Origin of the sequence: uncultured Marixanthomonas sp. (assembly GCF_963974425.1) — a bacterium.
Taxonomy (GTDB): domain Bacteria; phylum Bacteroidota; class Bacteroidia; order Flavobacteriales; family Flavobacteriaceae; genus Marixanthomonas.
In genome coordinates, this window is the sequence record NZ_CAXBCK010000031.1 from 12,560 (window position 1) to 27,489 (window position 14,930).

The 14,930-nt window shown below is 35.7% G+C and carries 15 protein-coding genes; 5 read left to right on the forward strand and 10 right to left on the reverse strand.

Going from position 1 to position 14,930, the window contains the following annotated elements:
• Positions 1–46: 46 nt before the first annotated feature.
• From gldD to mutY, 4 genes are read right to left on the reverse strand one after another with little or no spacing between them, the layout of a single operon-like run.
• Positions 47–598 carry a gliding motility lipoprotein GldD gene (gldD, locus tag AACZ92_RS10195; RefSeq protein WP_339700693.1) on the reverse strand — a complete coding sequence of 184 codons (552 nt, stop codon included), beginning with the start codon at positions 596–598 and terminating at the stop codon, positions 47–49.
• Positions 595–1,926, reverse strand: a complete 1,332-nt coding sequence (locus AACZ92_RS10200; protein ID WP_339700696.1) for a gliding motility-associated protein GldE — start codon at positions 1,924–1,926, stop codon at positions 595–597. Before AACZ92_RS10200 ends, gldD begins: the two co-directional genes overlap by 4 nt.
• Positions 1,927–1,972: 46 nt before the next feature.
• On the reverse strand, positions 1,973–2,455 hold the full coding sequence (gene ssb, locus AACZ92_RS10205) for a single-stranded DNA-binding protein (protein ID WP_339700699.1): 483 nt from the start codon (positions 2,453–2,455) through the stop codon (positions 1,973–1,975).
• 53 nt (positions 2,456–2,508) lie between these two features.
• On the reverse strand, positions 2,509–3,576 hold the full coding sequence (gene mutY / locus AACZ92_RS10210) for an A/G-specific adenine glycosylase (RefSeq protein ID WP_339700702.1): 1,068 nt from the start codon (positions 3,574–3,576) through the stop codon (positions 2,509–2,511).
• 118 nt (positions 3,577–3,694) lie between these two features.
• Here mutY and AACZ92_RS10215 point away from each other — a divergent pair, with 118 nt between their 5' ends.
• The 3 genes from AACZ92_RS10215 (at position 3,695) to AACZ92_RS10225 (ending at position 6,472) form a co-directional block, all read left to right on the forward strand.
• The gene (locus tag AACZ92_RS10215) at positions 3,695–3,985 is read left to right on the forward strand and encodes an HU family DNA-binding protein (RefSeq protein ID WP_116693152.1); all 291 of its coding nucleotides are present in this window, start codon (positions 3,695–3,697) and stop codon (positions 3,983–3,985) included.
• Between the two features lie 367 nt (positions 3,986–4,352).
• Entirely contained in the window at positions 4,353–5,894 is a 1,542-nt protein-coding gene (locus AACZ92_RS10220) for a ribonuclease E/G (protein WP_339700710.1), read from the forward strand.
• Positions 5,895–5,998: 104 nt separating this feature from the next.
• A complete protein-coding gene (locus AACZ92_RS10225) occupies positions 5,999–6,472 on the forward strand; it encodes a regulatory protein RecX (protein WP_339700713.1) in 474 nt (157 codons plus the stop codon).
• A gap of 52 nt (positions 6,473–6,524) precedes the next feature.
• On the opposite strand, the gene AACZ92_RS10230 is transcribed toward AACZ92_RS10225, so the two are convergent.
• The 4 genes from AACZ92_RS10230 to AACZ92_RS10245 form a co-directional block, all read right to left on the reverse strand.
• The gene (locus tag AACZ92_RS10230; RefSeq protein WP_339700716.1) at positions 6,525–8,957 is read right to left on the reverse strand and encodes a ribonucleoside-diphosphate reductase subunit alpha; all 2,433 of its coding nucleotides are present in this window, start codon (positions 8,955–8,957) and stop codon (positions 6,525–6,527) included.
• Between the two features lie 125 nt (positions 8,958–9,082).
• Entirely contained in the window at positions 9,083–10,060 is a 978-nt protein-coding gene (locus AACZ92_RS10235) for a ribonucleotide-diphosphate reductase subunit beta (RefSeq protein ID WP_117157932.1), read from the reverse strand.
• A gap of 409 nt (positions 10,061–10,469) precedes the next feature.
• Positions 10,470–11,072: a hypothetical protein gene (locus AACZ92_RS10240; RefSeq protein WP_339700721.1), complete on the reverse strand. Its 603-nt coding sequence runs from the start codon at positions 11,070–11,072 to the stop codon at positions 10,470–10,472.
• A 237-nt stretch (positions 11,073–11,309) separates the two neighbouring features.
• Complete coding sequence (locus tag AACZ92_RS10245; RefSeq protein ID WP_339700723.1) at positions 11,310–11,873, reverse strand: DUF3109 family protein; 564 nt, start codon at positions 11,871–11,873, stop codon at positions 11,310–11,312.
• Positions 11,874–11,993: 120 nt separating this feature from the next.
• Here AACZ92_RS10245 and AACZ92_RS10250 point away from each other — a divergent pair, with 120 nt between their 5' ends.
• The gene (locus tag AACZ92_RS10250; protein WP_339700725.1) at positions 11,994–12,575 is read left to right on the forward strand and encodes a MarC family protein; all 582 of its coding nucleotides are present in this window, start codon (positions 11,994–11,996) and stop codon (positions 12,573–12,575) included.
• A 9-nt stretch (positions 12,576–12,584) separates the two neighbouring features.
• Positions 12,585–12,791 (forward strand): hypothetical protein, encoded by a 207-nt coding sequence (locus AACZ92_RS10255; RefSeq protein WP_339700728.1) that lies wholly within the window; start codon positions 12,585–12,587, stop codon positions 12,789–12,791.
• Positions 12,792–12,825: 34 nt separating this feature from the next.
• On the opposite strand, the gene AACZ92_RS10260 is transcribed toward AACZ92_RS10255, so the two are convergent.
• Together AACZ92_RS10260 and AACZ92_RS10265 are read right to left on the reverse strand one after the other, a co-directional pair.
• Positions 12,826–14,424, reverse strand: coding sequence for a S41 family peptidase (locus AACZ92_RS10260; RefSeq protein WP_339700731.1), 1,599 nt, complete (start codon positions 14,422–14,424; stop codon positions 12,826–12,828).
• Positions 14,425–14,427: 3 nt separating this feature from the next.
• Positions 14,428–14,856 carry a dCMP deaminase family protein gene (locus AACZ92_RS10265; RefSeq protein ID WP_339700734.1) on the reverse strand — a complete coding sequence of 143 codons (429 nt, stop codon included), beginning with the start codon at positions 14,854–14,856 and terminating at the stop codon, positions 14,428–14,430.
• Positions 14,857–14,930: the final 74 nt, after the last annotated feature.

The window sequence follows — 14,930 nt, forward strand, 5'->3', positions numbered from 1 at the left end:
TAGGATGGATTTTTAACCCTTCAGAAGTTCAAAAAAGTAAAAGGGATTATTTCCATTCCATTGTTTCCATCAATACTCTAATATCTTCCCGAAGGTACATGGCTGCCGGATAAATAGAATCGAAATTAGGTTTGGCTTTAAAGTATAAGGAACCAGTGATAAAATGGTTTACACTGTCGGTTACATAAAACTGTGATTGCGTTGCGGCATTGCCATCAATCATATAAAACATACCATACACCTTGTTTATAGAATCTACCCTCGGCTGTTCTAAAATGCTATTGGCTTTTATGGTATGATCGTAGGTGAGCTTTTGAGCATCATACAACAACGAGTCAATATTGTGGTTTTTCACAGATTGGTAGGTAAGGTAAACAGTAGCTTTCATATCTGGATACTCAACATCAAGGTTACAGCCGTGAGTAGCGTCCAATGTAGCATTGGTGTTCATTTTAAAAGAAAACGGACAATCAATAGCCACTTTTTTATAGTTATTTTTCGGGTACTCTAACCTTAGTTTTGCAGCAGGTTTTACAACCACCTCTTCATTACAGGCTATTATAAAAATACAAAGGAAAAGAGCTGCTAAAAACCTCATATTTTGATAGAAAGTTTAATTTGTTTAATACGTTTATTTTCGAACGCTTCAATAGTAAACGAATAGCTATGGAAGGTTATTATTTCGTTTTTCTTCGGAAATCCTTTTGAAATCTCCAATAAGAAGCCTGCAAGAGTCTCGGCCTCTCCTTTTTCAGATTCAAAAACTTGTGGATCTTCCACACTAATTACTTTGTAAAAATCTTTCAATGGCGTTTTACCTTCAAAAACATAATTGTTTTCGTCCAATTTTGAAAAAACCAAATCTTCATCGTCAAACTCATCACTAATTTCACCTACGATTTCTTCAATAATATCTTCTAAAGAAATCAATCCGCTAGTGCCTCCGTATTCATCTACTACAATAGCAAGATGCATTTTCATTTCCTTAAACTCATTAAGCAAATCATCCAGTTTTTTATTTTCGGGCACAAAATACGAATCGCGTTTTAAAGATTTCCAATCAAACGTTTTTCGGTCTATATACGGCATTAAATCTTTTACATATAGAATACCAGTTATATTGTCAATACTATCTTTATACACAGGAATACGGGAATAACCGTTTTCCATAATGTGCGGCATTATTTCCTTATACGACAACTCTTCGTTGAGCGCAAAAATATCCATCCGCGGTTTCATAACCTGTTTGGTGTCAGTATTCCCAAAAGTGACAATACCTCTTAGTATTTTTTGTTCTTCATGAGTGGTATCGGCTTCACTTGTTAAATCTAATGCCTGCGATAGTTGATCTACACTAATATTTGCTTTTTGTTTACCAAACCGATTATGTATATAAATAGTAGTACTTCGCATAGGCAAACTGAGCGGCGAAAATACTTTGTCAAGCACTTGTAATGGATACGCCATGAACAACGAAAAGCTCACCTTATTCCGACTAGCATATATTTTTGGTAAGATTTCTCCAAAAAGCAAAATCAAGAAAGTAGCAACTCCAATTTTTAAAAGTAGCAACAAACTCAATTGAAAAAAGTAAAGGTTTATCGTATAATCTATCCCACTAAACCAGCTATCGCTCAGTGATTCAAACAACAAGACAATAGCTATATTTATAAGGTTATTGGCTATCAATATAGTCGCCAATAGTTTTTTCGGACGATTTAATAACCTTTGGACAATCTCCAGTTTTTTTGAAGCTGCATTATTTTCTTCAGCATCAAAATCGGTTGGAGCAAGTGAAAAAAAGGCCACTTCTGCGCCAGATATTAATGCCGAGCAAAGCAGTAAAACCACAAGTGTGACAATACCGGGTATTTCAGTATAACTTAGTAATGCAGTAATAAATAAACTCGGGGGTTCCGGATCCAAAATTATATGTTATATTAAACTTGAAAGCTTATATTCTCCTTTTATTCTAAAAAGGAAGGTCATCCTCCTCTTCACCAGCAGGTTGTTGAGTTTGCTGCGGTTGATTTTGACGCTGCTGCTGTCCAGAATTAGCGTTATTTGAGTGACTAGTACTTTTATTTTGAGGCATCGCGCCACCTCCTTCGTTTTCATTTTTAGGACTTAAAAAAGTAAAATCGGTACATTGTATTTCGGTGCTATAACGATCGTTCCCGCTATCATCTTGCCACTTACGTGTTTTTATACGTCCTTCAATATAAACCTTATCCCCTTTTTTAAGGTATTTTTCGCAAATTTCAGCACCCTTATTACGCACAACAACGTTATGCCATTCGGTATTAGAAACTCGCTCACCAGTATTACGATTGGTATATGTCTCATTGGTTGCCAGAGGGAAACGCCCAATGCTTCCGCCACCTTCAAAATAATGCATTTTCACTTCATCGCCCGTGTGCCCAATTAGCATCACTTTATTTAATGTTCCACTCATAATTATTGTATTAATTTACAAAGGTATATATAGTTTTAAAGATAGCGAATTTTTCAGTTTTTAAAAACCGAAAAGTTTGAAATAAAATTTTCAATTAAGACGGGTACAGCGTATTGCTCTATTTCTGAAAAAGGAATAGTTTTCTGTTTTATTTCTGAAACTTCAACAATCCAAAAACGTGTAAAAAGATGTTGGTGTGATAATTTATGCACTACTAAAGTGTCATTATATAATGAAATAGAATCAATTTGTATTTTTTCGAAAAAGCTTTGAAACGATTCTAATGCTACTAATTCTTTTTCGGAAACTTCCTTTTTACTTTCAAGCAAGGGAAATTCATACAATTGTTGCCAAATTCCTTTCCCGGTTCGTTGATTAAGTACAGTTTCACCGTTTTCAGAAAGTAATACCATATAATTAAAGTAACGTTTCTTTACTTTATTCTTTTTCAATTTTACCGGAAGAGAGGAAACTAAATCTTTTTTATAAGCTTCGCAACGCTCATTAAATATACAAGTTTCACATTGTGGATTTTGAGGCACACAATACCGAGCACCAAATTCCATAACAGCTTGATTGTAGGTCCCCGGCTCTTTTGTATCAATTAGTTGTTGCGCAAGGCTTTTAAATTCTTTTTTTCCGGCAGTACTATTAATAGGTGTAGCGATTCCAAAAACTCTAGAGAGCACTCGATACACATTACCATCTACCACCGCTTCGGCGGCATCAAAACAAATAGACGCGATGGCACTAGCGGTATAATCTCCTACTCCCTTTAATTTTAAAAGACCTTTATAGTTTGTAGGAAACTCTCCATTTAATGTTTCTGAAACATATTTTGATGAGGCATGTAAGTTTCTAGCACGTGAATAATACCCTAATCCCTGCCATAACTTTAAAACTTTTTCCTGCGGAGCAGCCGCAAGATCGAAAACGGTTGGAAACTCCTCAATAAATGCTAAATAATAGGGTAAACCTTGTGCAACTCGTGTTTGCTGAAGTATAATTTCACTCAACCAAATATGGTATGGATTGGTCGTTTTTCGCCAAGGTAATTCTCGCTTATTATCTAAGTACCACGCTATTAGCTTATTACGAAAAAAATTTGTATTTTCTGGCATCTAGCAAAAATAGGGTTTATCTGTTTATATTTTAAAGGATTAAGGTTTGAGTATTTGATTTTAAAATTGTTATATTTGCCCTCTTGAAAAAAATAACCCTAAATAAAAATTTATAATAATGACGAAAGCAGATATTGTAGCGAAAATCTCAGAAAAGGAAGGAATGGAAAAAGCTGACGTACAGGCAGTGATTGAAACTTTTATGAGTGAAGTTAAAAACACCCTTGAAGGTGGTGACAATGTTTATCTAAGAGGTTTTGGAAGTTTTATCATCAAGAAAAGAGCTGAAAAGACAGGTAGAAATATCTCTAAAAACACAACAATCAAGATTCCCGCACACAACATTCCCGCTTTTAAACCAGCAAAAGTATTTGTAGAAGGTGTAAAAACCAATGTGGAAGTAAAATAATAATAACACAAAAACAAGCTTAATATGCCAAGTGGTAAAAAAAGAAAAAGACATAAGGTAGCGACACACAAGCGTAAGAAAAGAAGACGCGCTAATCGCCACAAAAAGAAAAAGTAGTTTCTAAACTACTTTTTTCGTTTAAAGACCTTTCATTTTGTTGCTTCAAAACTGAAGCAACAAAATGAAATAAAGAAATTTAAAACGTTCTTTGAAAATGAAATTACAACGTTTGCTTACCTTAAAAACTGCGTAGTTTCGACGGGTTATTCTGAATATATTAGTATTCTGAATACAAAAAAACCTGTGATAAAATATTGTTTAATCCATCCCGGAACCCCAATTGGGGCGGGATAAAAATTAATTACAAGTGAGCTACGAATTATTTATTAGATCCAGTTCACAAGAAGTTGATTTTGCCCTTTTAAAAGATGGAAAACTATTAGAATTACATAAAGAAGAAGAGGACAATAAGTTTTCGGTAGGTGATGTGTTTATCGCCAAAATACGGAAAACAGTTCCCGGTCTTAACGCAGCCTTCGTTAATGTTGGTTACGAAAAAGATGCATTTTTGCATTATCACGACTTGGGACCAAAGGTCACTTCTCTTTTAAAATTCGTAAAACGTGTAAGCACAGGTAAACTTAAAGACTATTCTTTAAAGGATTTCCCTTTTGAAAAAGAGATTGATAAAAACGGCGGCATTAATAATGCTTTAAAGTCTAATCAATCTATTCTGGTACAAATTGTAAAAGAACCTATATCCACTAAAGGCCCGCGGATAAGCTCAGAGCTTTCCATTGCTGGTCGGTATATAGTATTGGTTCCTTTTTCAGACCGTGTTTCTATTTCACAAAAAATAGACAGCAAAGATGAAAAAGAAAGGCTAAAACGCCTAGTAACCAGTATAAAACCCAAAGGATTTGGCGTAATTATACGTACTGTAGCAGAAGGCAAAAAAGTAGCAGAACTGGATGGAGATTTACAAAATCTCATGGATCGCTGGACAGCGATGTGTAAAAAGCTACGGGGAGCGCACCACCCCAGCAAGGTGCTAAGCGAGTTAAACCGAGGAGCTTCAATTATTCGAGATGTATTTAACGACGATTTTTCGGCAATACATATCGACGACGAAACCCTTTACTTGCAAATAAAAGATTATGTGCAGCAAATTGCACCTGACAAAGAGAATATTGTCAAATTGTACGACTCGAAAGTACCAATGTATGAAAAATTTGGTATTGAGCGTCAAATTAAAACGTCCTTCGGAAAGACTGTTTCCAGTAGCAGAGGAACCTATTTGGTGGTTGAACACACGGAAGCCATGCACGTAATAGACGTGAATAGCGGTAACCGTAGTAACAAATCGAAAAACCAAGAAGACACTGCGCTTGAAGTAAATTTAATAGCAGCAACCGAAGTGGCCAGACAACTACGCCTACGGGATATGGGAGGTATTATTGTGGTAGATTTCATTGATATGGGAAATGCCAACAATCGTAAAAAGCTCTACAATCATCTTCGTGATGAAATGAAAACAGATAGAGCAAAGCATAAAATACTACCCCCAAGTAAATTTGGATTGATCCAAATTACCCGCCAACGTGTTCGTCCAGAGATGAACATTAAAACAGCTGAAGAAGCTCCAGGCGGTGAAAATGGTGAGATTGAAGCTCCCATAGTAGTAGTAAATAAAATTACCGAAGACCTTAAAAAACTCTTCAACAAGAACCATAAAAAGATGACTTTAAACACACATCCTTTTATAGCAGCCTTCTTAATAAAAGGCTTTCCATCTGTGCGAACCAAATGGTTTATGGAGCACAAAAAATGGGTGAAAATTCAACCAAGAGATGCTTACACGTATCTGGAATATCATTTTTACGATAAAGACGGAGAAATGATTAAATAAATCCAATTAAAAAACCCTTTCAATTTGAGAGGGTTTTTTTTTGCCTTAATTTTTAAATCAACACTTATTCCTTTTTTCTGAAAAACTATCCTTATTTTTCACTTGTGAATACTACAAAAACATATACAGTAGATGAAGCTCGGGCAAAGCTAGAGAATTACTGCGCCTACCAGGAGCGTTGCCATAAAGAAGTAGAGCAAAAGCTAAAGGACATGCGCATGATTCCTGATGCCATTGACCATATAATTCATCATTTATTGCAATATAATTTTTTAAATGAAACTCGTTTTTCCCAAGCATTTGCAAGAGGGAAATTCAAAACTAAAAAGTGGGGTAAACACCGGATTGTTCGTGAGTTGAAATTTCGAGATGTTTCAGCCTACAACATAAAAAAGGCCCTTCAGGAAATTCCTGAAAAAGATTATTATACTACTTTTCACGAACTTGCAGACAAACGAATAAAACAATTAGAGCGAGAAACTAATCTTCAGAAAAAGAGAAAAAAACTGGCTGATTATTTATTGTATCGCGGCTGGGAAAGTAGCTTGGTGTATGAAAAAGTACGCGAAGTGACCTAATAAAAAAAGGAGAGCAAAAGAGCTCTCCTTCTTTCTATAATTAACACAAAAATTAAGATCCACACATCAAGCAATCGTCATCTTCTTCTGCTGTACGTGATTTGGCTAGCATTTCACGTAATTCTTGCGGTGATAGTGGCTTATTGGTAACTGCCGACGTTGCTTCCACTTCTGTTTCGGCTACTTCAGCTGTTTCTTTTACAGGTTCTTTTTTAACTTCTTTTTTCAAAGTAAATTTAATGGCATCTACCGCACTCTTGGTTCGTAAGTAGTACATTCCTGTTTTAAGTCCGTTTTTCCATGCGTAGAAATGCATCGAAGTCAGTTTTGCATAGTTTGCATTTTCCATAAACAAGTTAAGCGACTGTGACTGATCGATAAAATACCCTCTGTGGCGCGACATATCGATAATATCTTTCATACTCAGCTCCCAAACGGTTTTATATAGTTCTTTTAAGTCTTGAGGAATAATATCCACTCCCTGAACTGAACCATTAGCACGCATAATTTCTTCTTTTACATCATCGTTCCACAGTCCTAATTCAACCAAATCTTCCAATAAATGTTTGTTTACCACGATAAATTCACCAGAAAGCACTCGACGCGTATAGATATTTGACGTATATGGCTCAAAAGCTTCATTATTTCCAAGAATTTGAGAGGTTGAAGCAGTTGGCATAGGCGCAACTAATAAAGAGTTACGAACGCCGTTCTTTTTAACTTGCTTACGTAGTTTTCCCCAATCCCAACGGCCGCTTAACTCTTCATCTTTAATCCCCCAAAGGTTATGCTGAAACTTCCCTTCGGAAATAGGAGACCCTTCATAACTTTGGTAAGGGCCATCTTCTTTAGCTTCTTCCATAGAAGCTGTTAGCGCCGCATAATAAAGTGTTTCAAAAATCTCTTGGTTTAGTTTTTTAGCCTCGTCACTAGTAAATGGCATACGTAGCATAATAAATGCATCTGCCAATCCTTGAATACCTAAACCAACCGGACGGTGACGGAAATTAGAGTTTTCGGCTTCTTTTACTGGGTAATAGTTTCTATCAATTACTCGGTTTAAGTTTTTTGTTACTCGTTTTGTTACACGGAAAAGTTCTTTATGATCGAATTCTCCTTTTTTCACAAACATTGGTAAGGCAATGGATGCTAAATTACAAACAGCAACCTCATCCGGCGAAGTATACTCCATAATTTCGGTACAAAGGTTAGAGCTACGGATTGTCCCAAGGTTCTGCTGATTGCTTTTTCGGTTAGCTGCATCTTTATACAGCATATAAGGTGTTCCCGTTTCAATCTGAGATTCTGTTATTTTCTCCCACAGTTCGCGAGCTTTAATGGTTTTACGGCCTTTATTTTCAGCTTCATATTTCGCATATAATGCTTCAAATTCTTCTCCGTGACAATCAAATAACCCTGGGCATTCGTTAGGACACATTAAAGTCCACTCGGCATCTTCTTGAACACGTTTCATAAATAAATCTGGTATCCACATCGCGTAAAATAAATCGCGAGCGCGCATTTCTTCTTTCCCGTGGTTCTTTTTCAAATCAAGGAAATCGAAAATATCTGCATGCCAAGGCTCTACGTAAATTGCAAAAGAACCTTTACGCTTTCCTCCTCCTTGATCTACATAGCGAGCGGTATCATTATATACACGCAACATAGGCACAATCCCGTTTGAAGTTCCGTTGGTTCCTGCAATGTATGAACCAGTCGCTCTCACATTATGGATTGACAACCCAATACCACCGGCAGATTGTGAAATTTTTGCCGTTTGCTTTAACGTATCGTAAATACCATCAATACTATCGTCTTGCATAGTCAACAAGAAACAAGAAGACATTTGTGGCTTTGGAGTACCACTGTTAAATAAGGTTGGTGTTGCGTGTGTAAAGAACTTCTTAGACATGAGCTCGTACGTTTCTTTAGCCGAAGCTAAATCATCTAAATGAATCCCAATAGAAACACGCATTAACATATGCTGTGGGCGCTCTACAATCTGACCGTTTAACTTCAATAAATACGAACGTTCTAATGTTTTAAAGCCGAAATAATCATAGCCAAAATCGCGGTTATAGATAATGGTAGAGTCTAATTCTTCTGCATTATCCATGATTACTTTGTGTACCTCATCACTAAGTAATGGTGCCGCTTTTCCTGTACGAGGATTTACATATTCGTACAGATCGGTCATTACTTCAGAAAAAGTCTTCTTTGTATTTTTATGTAAGTTAGAGACAGATATTCGCGCAGCCAGTCTTGCATAATCCGGGTGCGAAGTAGTCATTGTTGCCGCAATTTCAGCAGCTAAATTGTCCAATTCACTCGTTGTTACACCATCGTATAACCCTTCAATTACGCGCATGGCAACTTTTACTGGATCTACCAATTCATTTAAACCGTAGCATAACTTACGTACGCGGGCGGTAATTTTATCGAACATGATGGGTTCTTTGCGGCCGTCTCTTTTAATTACATCCATACTTTTTTTAATTTGAGGTTAGTGATATAGTTGACTATTATCCTTCTGCGCAGTATTACCTTGCACATTATCAGTTAATTACAAAAAAGCCCGCCCCTTGGGGAGAAAGCGGAAACTTTTATTTTTTAAAAATCTGCGTCGAAGCTGATTTTGTTAGATTCTTTATCTTTATTGGTAACACCTGCTTTTTGGTATTCAGAAACACGTTTTTCGAAGAAGTTCGTCTTTCCTTGTAGGGATATCATATCCATAAAGTCGAATGGATTGGTGGCGTTATATTCTTTTTCGCACTCGAGTTCAACCAATAAACGGTCTGTTACGAATTCTAGGTATTGCGTCATTAGTTTTGAATTCATCCCAATAAGACTTGCGGGAAGAGATTCGGTAATAAATTCACGTTCTATATTAAGCGCATCAACAAGTATTTCTCGAATGCGTTCTTTTGGTACTTTATTTACTAAATGGTGATTGTGAAGGTGAACGGCAAAGTCACAGTGCACACCTTCGTCACGAGAAATTAACTCGTTAGAGAAGGTCAAACCAGGCATTAAACCGCGTTTTTTCAACCAGAATAATGAGCAGAATGACCCTGAAAAGAAAATACCTTCAACCGCAGCAAAAGCGATAAGACGCTCTGCAAATGAATCGGATTCGATCCATTTTAAGGCCCAATCTGCCTTCTTTTTAATAGCTGGGAAGTTCTCTATCGCATTGAAAAGCTTATCTTTCTCTTCTTCATTTTTCACGTAGGTATCAATTAACAATGAATAAGTTTCACTGTGAATGTTTTCCATCATAATTTGGAAACCATAAAAGAATTTCGCTTCGGAGTACTGTACTTCACTTACAAAGTTTTCAGCAAGATTTTCATTTACAATACCATCTGAAGCAGCAAAAAACGCAAGAATATGTTTTATAAAATATTTCTCATCCTTATTTAGTTTGTCATTCCAATCACTAAGATCTTGATGTAAATCTATTTCTTCCGCAGTCCAAAAACTCGCTTCACTTTTTTTATACCAATCCCAAATGTCGTGGTGCTGAATTGGAAAAATTACAAATCTATCTTTGTTTTCTTGCAAAATCGGTTCTACTGCGCTCATTGTCCTTCGTTTTTATATTTGTTAAAATTCGGTGCCACTTGGGACTAACAAATATGGAAAAAATTAAAGGGAATTACCGTAAAATACTGTTTGGGTTTTTAACAAAGTTTTCAACACAACGTATTTACTGGGCCTAAGCAGGGTTAACTAAATAAATAATATATAAAACTGACAAACAGGTTTTTATGCAGTTTTGCTGTCCTGTAACTAACATCAAGTTTTGAAGCTTTAAAACAGCGGTGAACAACCAATTTACAATAGTCTACACAAAGTTTTAATAACTATTTTTAATTTAACATTTTAGCAATTTGCGATTACAAATTTTAACATTTCAACAGCTATTGAATTAACCCATGAAAAAAACCGGAAGTATTTGCTTTCGGTTTTTAAAAATAAAGAAGTTGATTAATTACACTAAATCATCAAGATCTAATTCATCAATAGCATCCCAGGTTTCATCAATATCCATATTGGTACCGTTGGCTTTTATATAAAAACGGCCATCTTCCATTAATTGGATTTCACTGTTGTTATTGTTTTTCTTGTATTCTTCGATGGCTTTATTACCATTCTTTTTTACAGTTCTACGGGTTTTGTACTCGTCTTCCTCTTCAAAATCTTGTGATAGCATCATACGCATTCCGGCAGTGGCAGAAGCGCCCATTTGTCCCGCACCATCGATTACCTGAAATTTAAACTTTTTAGATTTGTCTTCATTAGCATACGTAGCTTCAATAGAAGCAATTTTCATGTAAGAAGCTTGTCCTGCCTTATATGCAATACGTTTCATTCCATCTACCTCATCAGGCAACCATTCTTTAAACTCTTCATTGGTAAGAGGTTCCATTTTTTGAAGCTCTTTGATGTCGTCCCCCATTTTATTCATTTCTTTTACTGCTTTTGTAGTATTTGAAACATTATCACGGGTTTCTTTAATCTTTTTTGAAACGGGATTGTCTTTACAACTGTAGCATATTGCTAATGCACATATTGCTAATAGTACTTTTTTCATTTTTTTGTAAATTTTAAGTTAGTTAGTAGTATATCTAAAATACTAATATACTAAATATCAAGGGTATTCACCTATAAAAAGAAAAAATAAGGGTGTTTACCCCCCTTGCATTTCAAATATAGATGCACTAATTTTAAAGCACTGTTAGTTATGTAACAATAGGTATCACTAATGTTACACTTGCTTAAAAAAGGGATTTTATTAAAAATGAAAGAATTCTATAGAAATACAGTGTTTTTAGTAGTTAGCTGCCACTTTTTCTAATTCGGCATACCAATCTTCGCCATATTTACGTATTAAAGCGTCTTTTACAAACTTATAGATAGGAACTTGTAGTTCTTTCCCCAAAGTACACGCATCATCACATATAGGCCACCTATGATAATTTATGGCTGAAAATTCACTATAATCCTGAATACGGACGGGATACAAATGGCAAGAAATTGGTTTTCTGAAGTCAACCTCGCCAGCATTATAGGCATCTTCTATACCACAACTAGCTGTACCGTTTTCGGTAAAAGTTACATAGGCACATTCTTTTCCGTTTACCAATGGGGTTTCCAGATCAGCTTGCGGGCTTTTTATAAACGTGCCTTGAGCTTCGATGGCCTGAATACCTTCTGGGCGTAAAAAAGGCTTTACTTTTGGATAGATTTCCTTTAATATCTTAGTCTCCTCTTCTGTCACAGGTGCACCAGCCTCTCCTTCAATGCAACAAGCCCCTTTGCACGCACTGAGATTGCACACAAATTCTTTCTCAATAATATCCTCTGAAATAATCGCTTTTCCTAATTGAAACATATGGCAAAGGTACTTGGTTTTCTATGTTTTTAGTGAAAAAAATTTACTAAAAATTTAACACCATTATATAGTTTAAAAACTTCCAATATTAATTACTTTTGCCGGCTTAAATTTTAGGATATGGAATTCAGTTTCAAACAAATAATAACGGCAACTATGGTATTGTTTGCTGTTATCGATATTATAGGAAGTATCCCTGTTATTATTTCGTTACGGGAAAAATCTAAAGAAATAAAAAGTGGTCGTGCCTCTATTATTTCGGCTATTGTTTTAATCGTTTTCTTATTTATTGGAGAGCGTATTTTAAACCTCATTGGCATTAACGTGAACGAATTTGCCGTAGCCGGAGCATTGGTACTTTTCTTTATTGCTTTGGAAATGGTCTTGGGCATTACTTTGTTTAAACAACAAGACAACGATTTAAGCATGGCAACTGTTTTTCCTATTGCTTTTCCCATCGTTGCAGGGCCTGGAAGTTTAACTACATTACTTTCATTACGAGCAGAATTTGAATTGGAAAACATTATTGTTGCTATATTAATCAACATAATTGTTGTTTTTATTGTTTTAAAAACCTCTTCCTCTCTTCAGAGATTTCTAGGTAAGAATGGAATTGGTATTATTGAAAAGATATTTGGGGTAATCTTACTTGCTATTTCAGTAAAACTGTTTACATCGAATATTCAAGAATTATTTAGTTAATTTTGTAGTATGAAAATATTCACATACATACTCATAGCTTTAGCCGTAGGTTTAATAATTTTTAATGCTACAAAATTAGATTTTGATCATCTTTTTGAAGGTGATAGCATGGTGGCCGTAATTAGTGTATTGGCCGGTGCTTGTGCTATTTTACTGTTGGTAATTTTACAGATTTCGCAAATAATCCAGAAGAAAAGTAAAAGAAGAAGATCTTAATTAGCAGGTGGTAATTTCTCTTGTGTTGAGAAAACTATTGCTCTTCTTTTTCTTTCGCCTCTAGCTCCAATACTTTGGTAAGCATAAGGTCTCCTTGGTTTAAAATTAATTCATGAGCATTGGGGCCATAAAGTTGTTGAGCTATATTGGCTTTTAGAGCTTTTTTCAACCTCGCTTCGTAGCCCGTTAAATTTATTTGGGCCTCGTTAAAACGAGCATACTCAATAAATTCTTTTGACAGCGACTCATTGACGGTATAATTTTCAACAAAATCCTTGAAGTTCATTCCGCTGAATTGCTTTCGGTTTTGTTCTAAATATTCAAAAATAAAATAACTCATAAAACCACTCCGCGAAACATAATTAATGGTTTCGCTACCCACACTAGTATCTTTTGGCACAAAAATATCAGGGATTATGCCTCCACCGCCATAGACGATTTTTCCTTTTGGTGTCACAAATTTTAAAGAATCTACCACTTCAATATCTTCTTTATGTTCCAATTCGCCATTTTTATAACGTTTTTCGTAATCACTGTAATAAGCATCGTTGCCATTACCATACGGTCTTTGAATGGAACGACCGGTGGGGGTGTAATATCTGGCAATTGTTAATCGTACAGCGCTACCATCTCCTAAAGACATTTCACGTTGCACCAACCCTTTCCCGAAGGAACGTCGCCCAATAATCACGCCTTTATCGTTATCTTGAAGTGCGCCGGCTACAATTTCGCTAGCCGATGCTGAGTTTTCATTAATAAGCACATAAACTTTTCCATCCTCAAAATCACCACGTCTCGTGGCATAATCTTTATTGATGTCACCACTCTTGTTTTTAGTGATCAATACTAATTTATCATCTTCCAGAAATTCATCTATCACACGTTCAGCAGTTGAAATATACCCACCAGGATTATTGCGAAGGTCTAGAACCAAACTTTCTATATCCTCGTCGATTAAATCATCTAACGCATCTTTAAATTCATTGTAGGTGGTTTCAGAGAATCGATTCAATTTTATATAACCTACATCATCATTGAGCTTATATGAAGCATCTACGCTCACTAAAGGCACTTCTTTTCTTCTGAATTTAAAATCTAGGAACTCATTTTTGTTTTTTCGGTAGACTTTCAGCTTTATCTTAGAGTTTTTTTCACCTTTAAGATACGATATCACGCTATCGCGGTTTATGCTGTCTCCAAAAATTTTTCTTTCATCTGCATACAAAATACGATCACCACCTTTAATTCCGGCTCGTTCTGCTGGCCCTCCTTTTATGGAGCGAATTACAGCAATTGTATCTTTATAGATGTAATAACTAACGCCAATGCCTACAAAATTGCCACGCATATCATCGGCATTTTCTTCATATTCATCACTAGGAATATAAACAGAATGTGGATCGAGGTTTTCCAAAATACCGTTAACGGTAACATCTACAATACTATCGGTATTCACTCGATCTACATATTCGTAGTCTATGTAATCGATAAGGCGATTAAGTTTATCTTTTTTGCTGTTAGTGGCAAAAATCTTTTCGGTAGTGTCGTTAAAATTGAGTTTTGATCCCACAAAAACACCAGCGGCCAATGCCGTACCAATAATTAATGGTAAGTATTTTTTATGGTAGCCCATTTTCTATTCTAAATTTTCAATATGCGTTATGGTAACGCCTGCTTTTTCTAAAAATTTTATACCGCTATTGTCTTTATAGCCCTTATGGTACACCAAACGGGTTATTCCTGCTTGGTGAATTAACTTACTACATTCTTTGCAAGGTGACAGAGTAATATATAACGTGGCACCGTTGCAGGATTGTGTTGACGAAGCTACTTTTAATATGGCATTTGCCTCGGCATGGAGCACATACCATTTGGTATAGCCTTCTTCATCTTCACAAAAATTTTCGAAGCCACTGGGAGTACCATTATATCCGTCGCTAATAATCATTTTATCTTTAACAATAAGCGCGCCAACTTGTTTGCGTTTGCAATAGGAAAGTTTGCTCCATTCTTGCGCCATACGTAAATAGGCGTTGTCGTACTGTCGTTGTTTACTGATATTCATTGAATAAGTAGCGAAATTAGTAGGAAGTTACACGATTGCAAAATATACAGTGTTAAGCATTTGCAAAAGCTTTA

What these genes read in the sequence shown, in the direction of transcription:
- gldD (WP_339700693.1), bottom strand. Translation starts at nt 598, where the DNA reads ATGAGGTTTTTAGCAGCTCTTTTCCTTTGTATTTTTATAATAGCCTGT.
- ssb (WP_339700699.1), bottom strand. Translation starts at nt 2,455, where the DNA reads ATGAGTGGAACATTAAATAAAGTGATGCTAATTGGGCACACGGGCGAT.
- mutY (WP_339700702.1), bottom strand. Translation starts at nt 3,576, where the DNA reads ATGCCAGAAAATACAAATTTTTTTCGTAATAAGCTAATAGCGTGGTAC.
- AACZ92_RS10215 (WP_116693152.1), top strand. Translation starts at nt 3,695, where the DNA reads ATGACGAAAGCAGATATTGTAGCGAAAATCTCAGAAAAGGAAGGAATG.
- AACZ92_RS10230 (WP_339700716.1), bottom strand. Translation starts at nt 8,957, where the DNA reads ATGGATGTAATTAAAAGAGACGGCCGCAAAGAACCCATCATGTTCGAT.
- AACZ92_RS10235 (WP_117157932.1), bottom strand. Translation starts at nt 10,060, where the DNA reads ATGAGCGCAGTAGAACCGATTTTGCAAGAAAACAAAGATAGATTTGTA.
- AACZ92_RS10240 (WP_339700721.1), bottom strand. Translation starts at nt 11,072, where the DNA reads ATGAAAAAAGTACTATTAGCAATATGTGCATTAGCAATATGCTACAGT.
- AACZ92_RS10245 (WP_339700723.1), bottom strand. Translation starts at nt 11,873, where the DNA reads ATGTTTCAATTAGGAAAAGCGATTATTTCAGAGGATATTATTGAGAAA.
- AACZ92_RS10250 (WP_339700725.1), top strand. Translation starts at nt 11,994, where the DNA reads ATGGAATTCAGTTTCAAACAAATAATAACGGCAACTATGGTATTGTTT.
- AACZ92_RS10255 (WP_339700728.1), top strand. Translation starts at nt 12,585, where the DNA reads ATGAAAATATTCACATACATACTCATAGCTTTAGCCGTAGGTTTAATA.
- AACZ92_RS10260 (WP_339700731.1), bottom strand. Translation starts at nt 14,424, where the DNA reads ATGGGCTACCATAAAAAATACTTACCATTAATTATTGGTACGGCATTG.
- AACZ92_RS10265 (WP_339700734.1), bottom strand. Translation starts at nt 14,856, where the DNA reads ATGAATATCAGTAAACAACGACAGTACGACAACGCCTATTTACGTATG.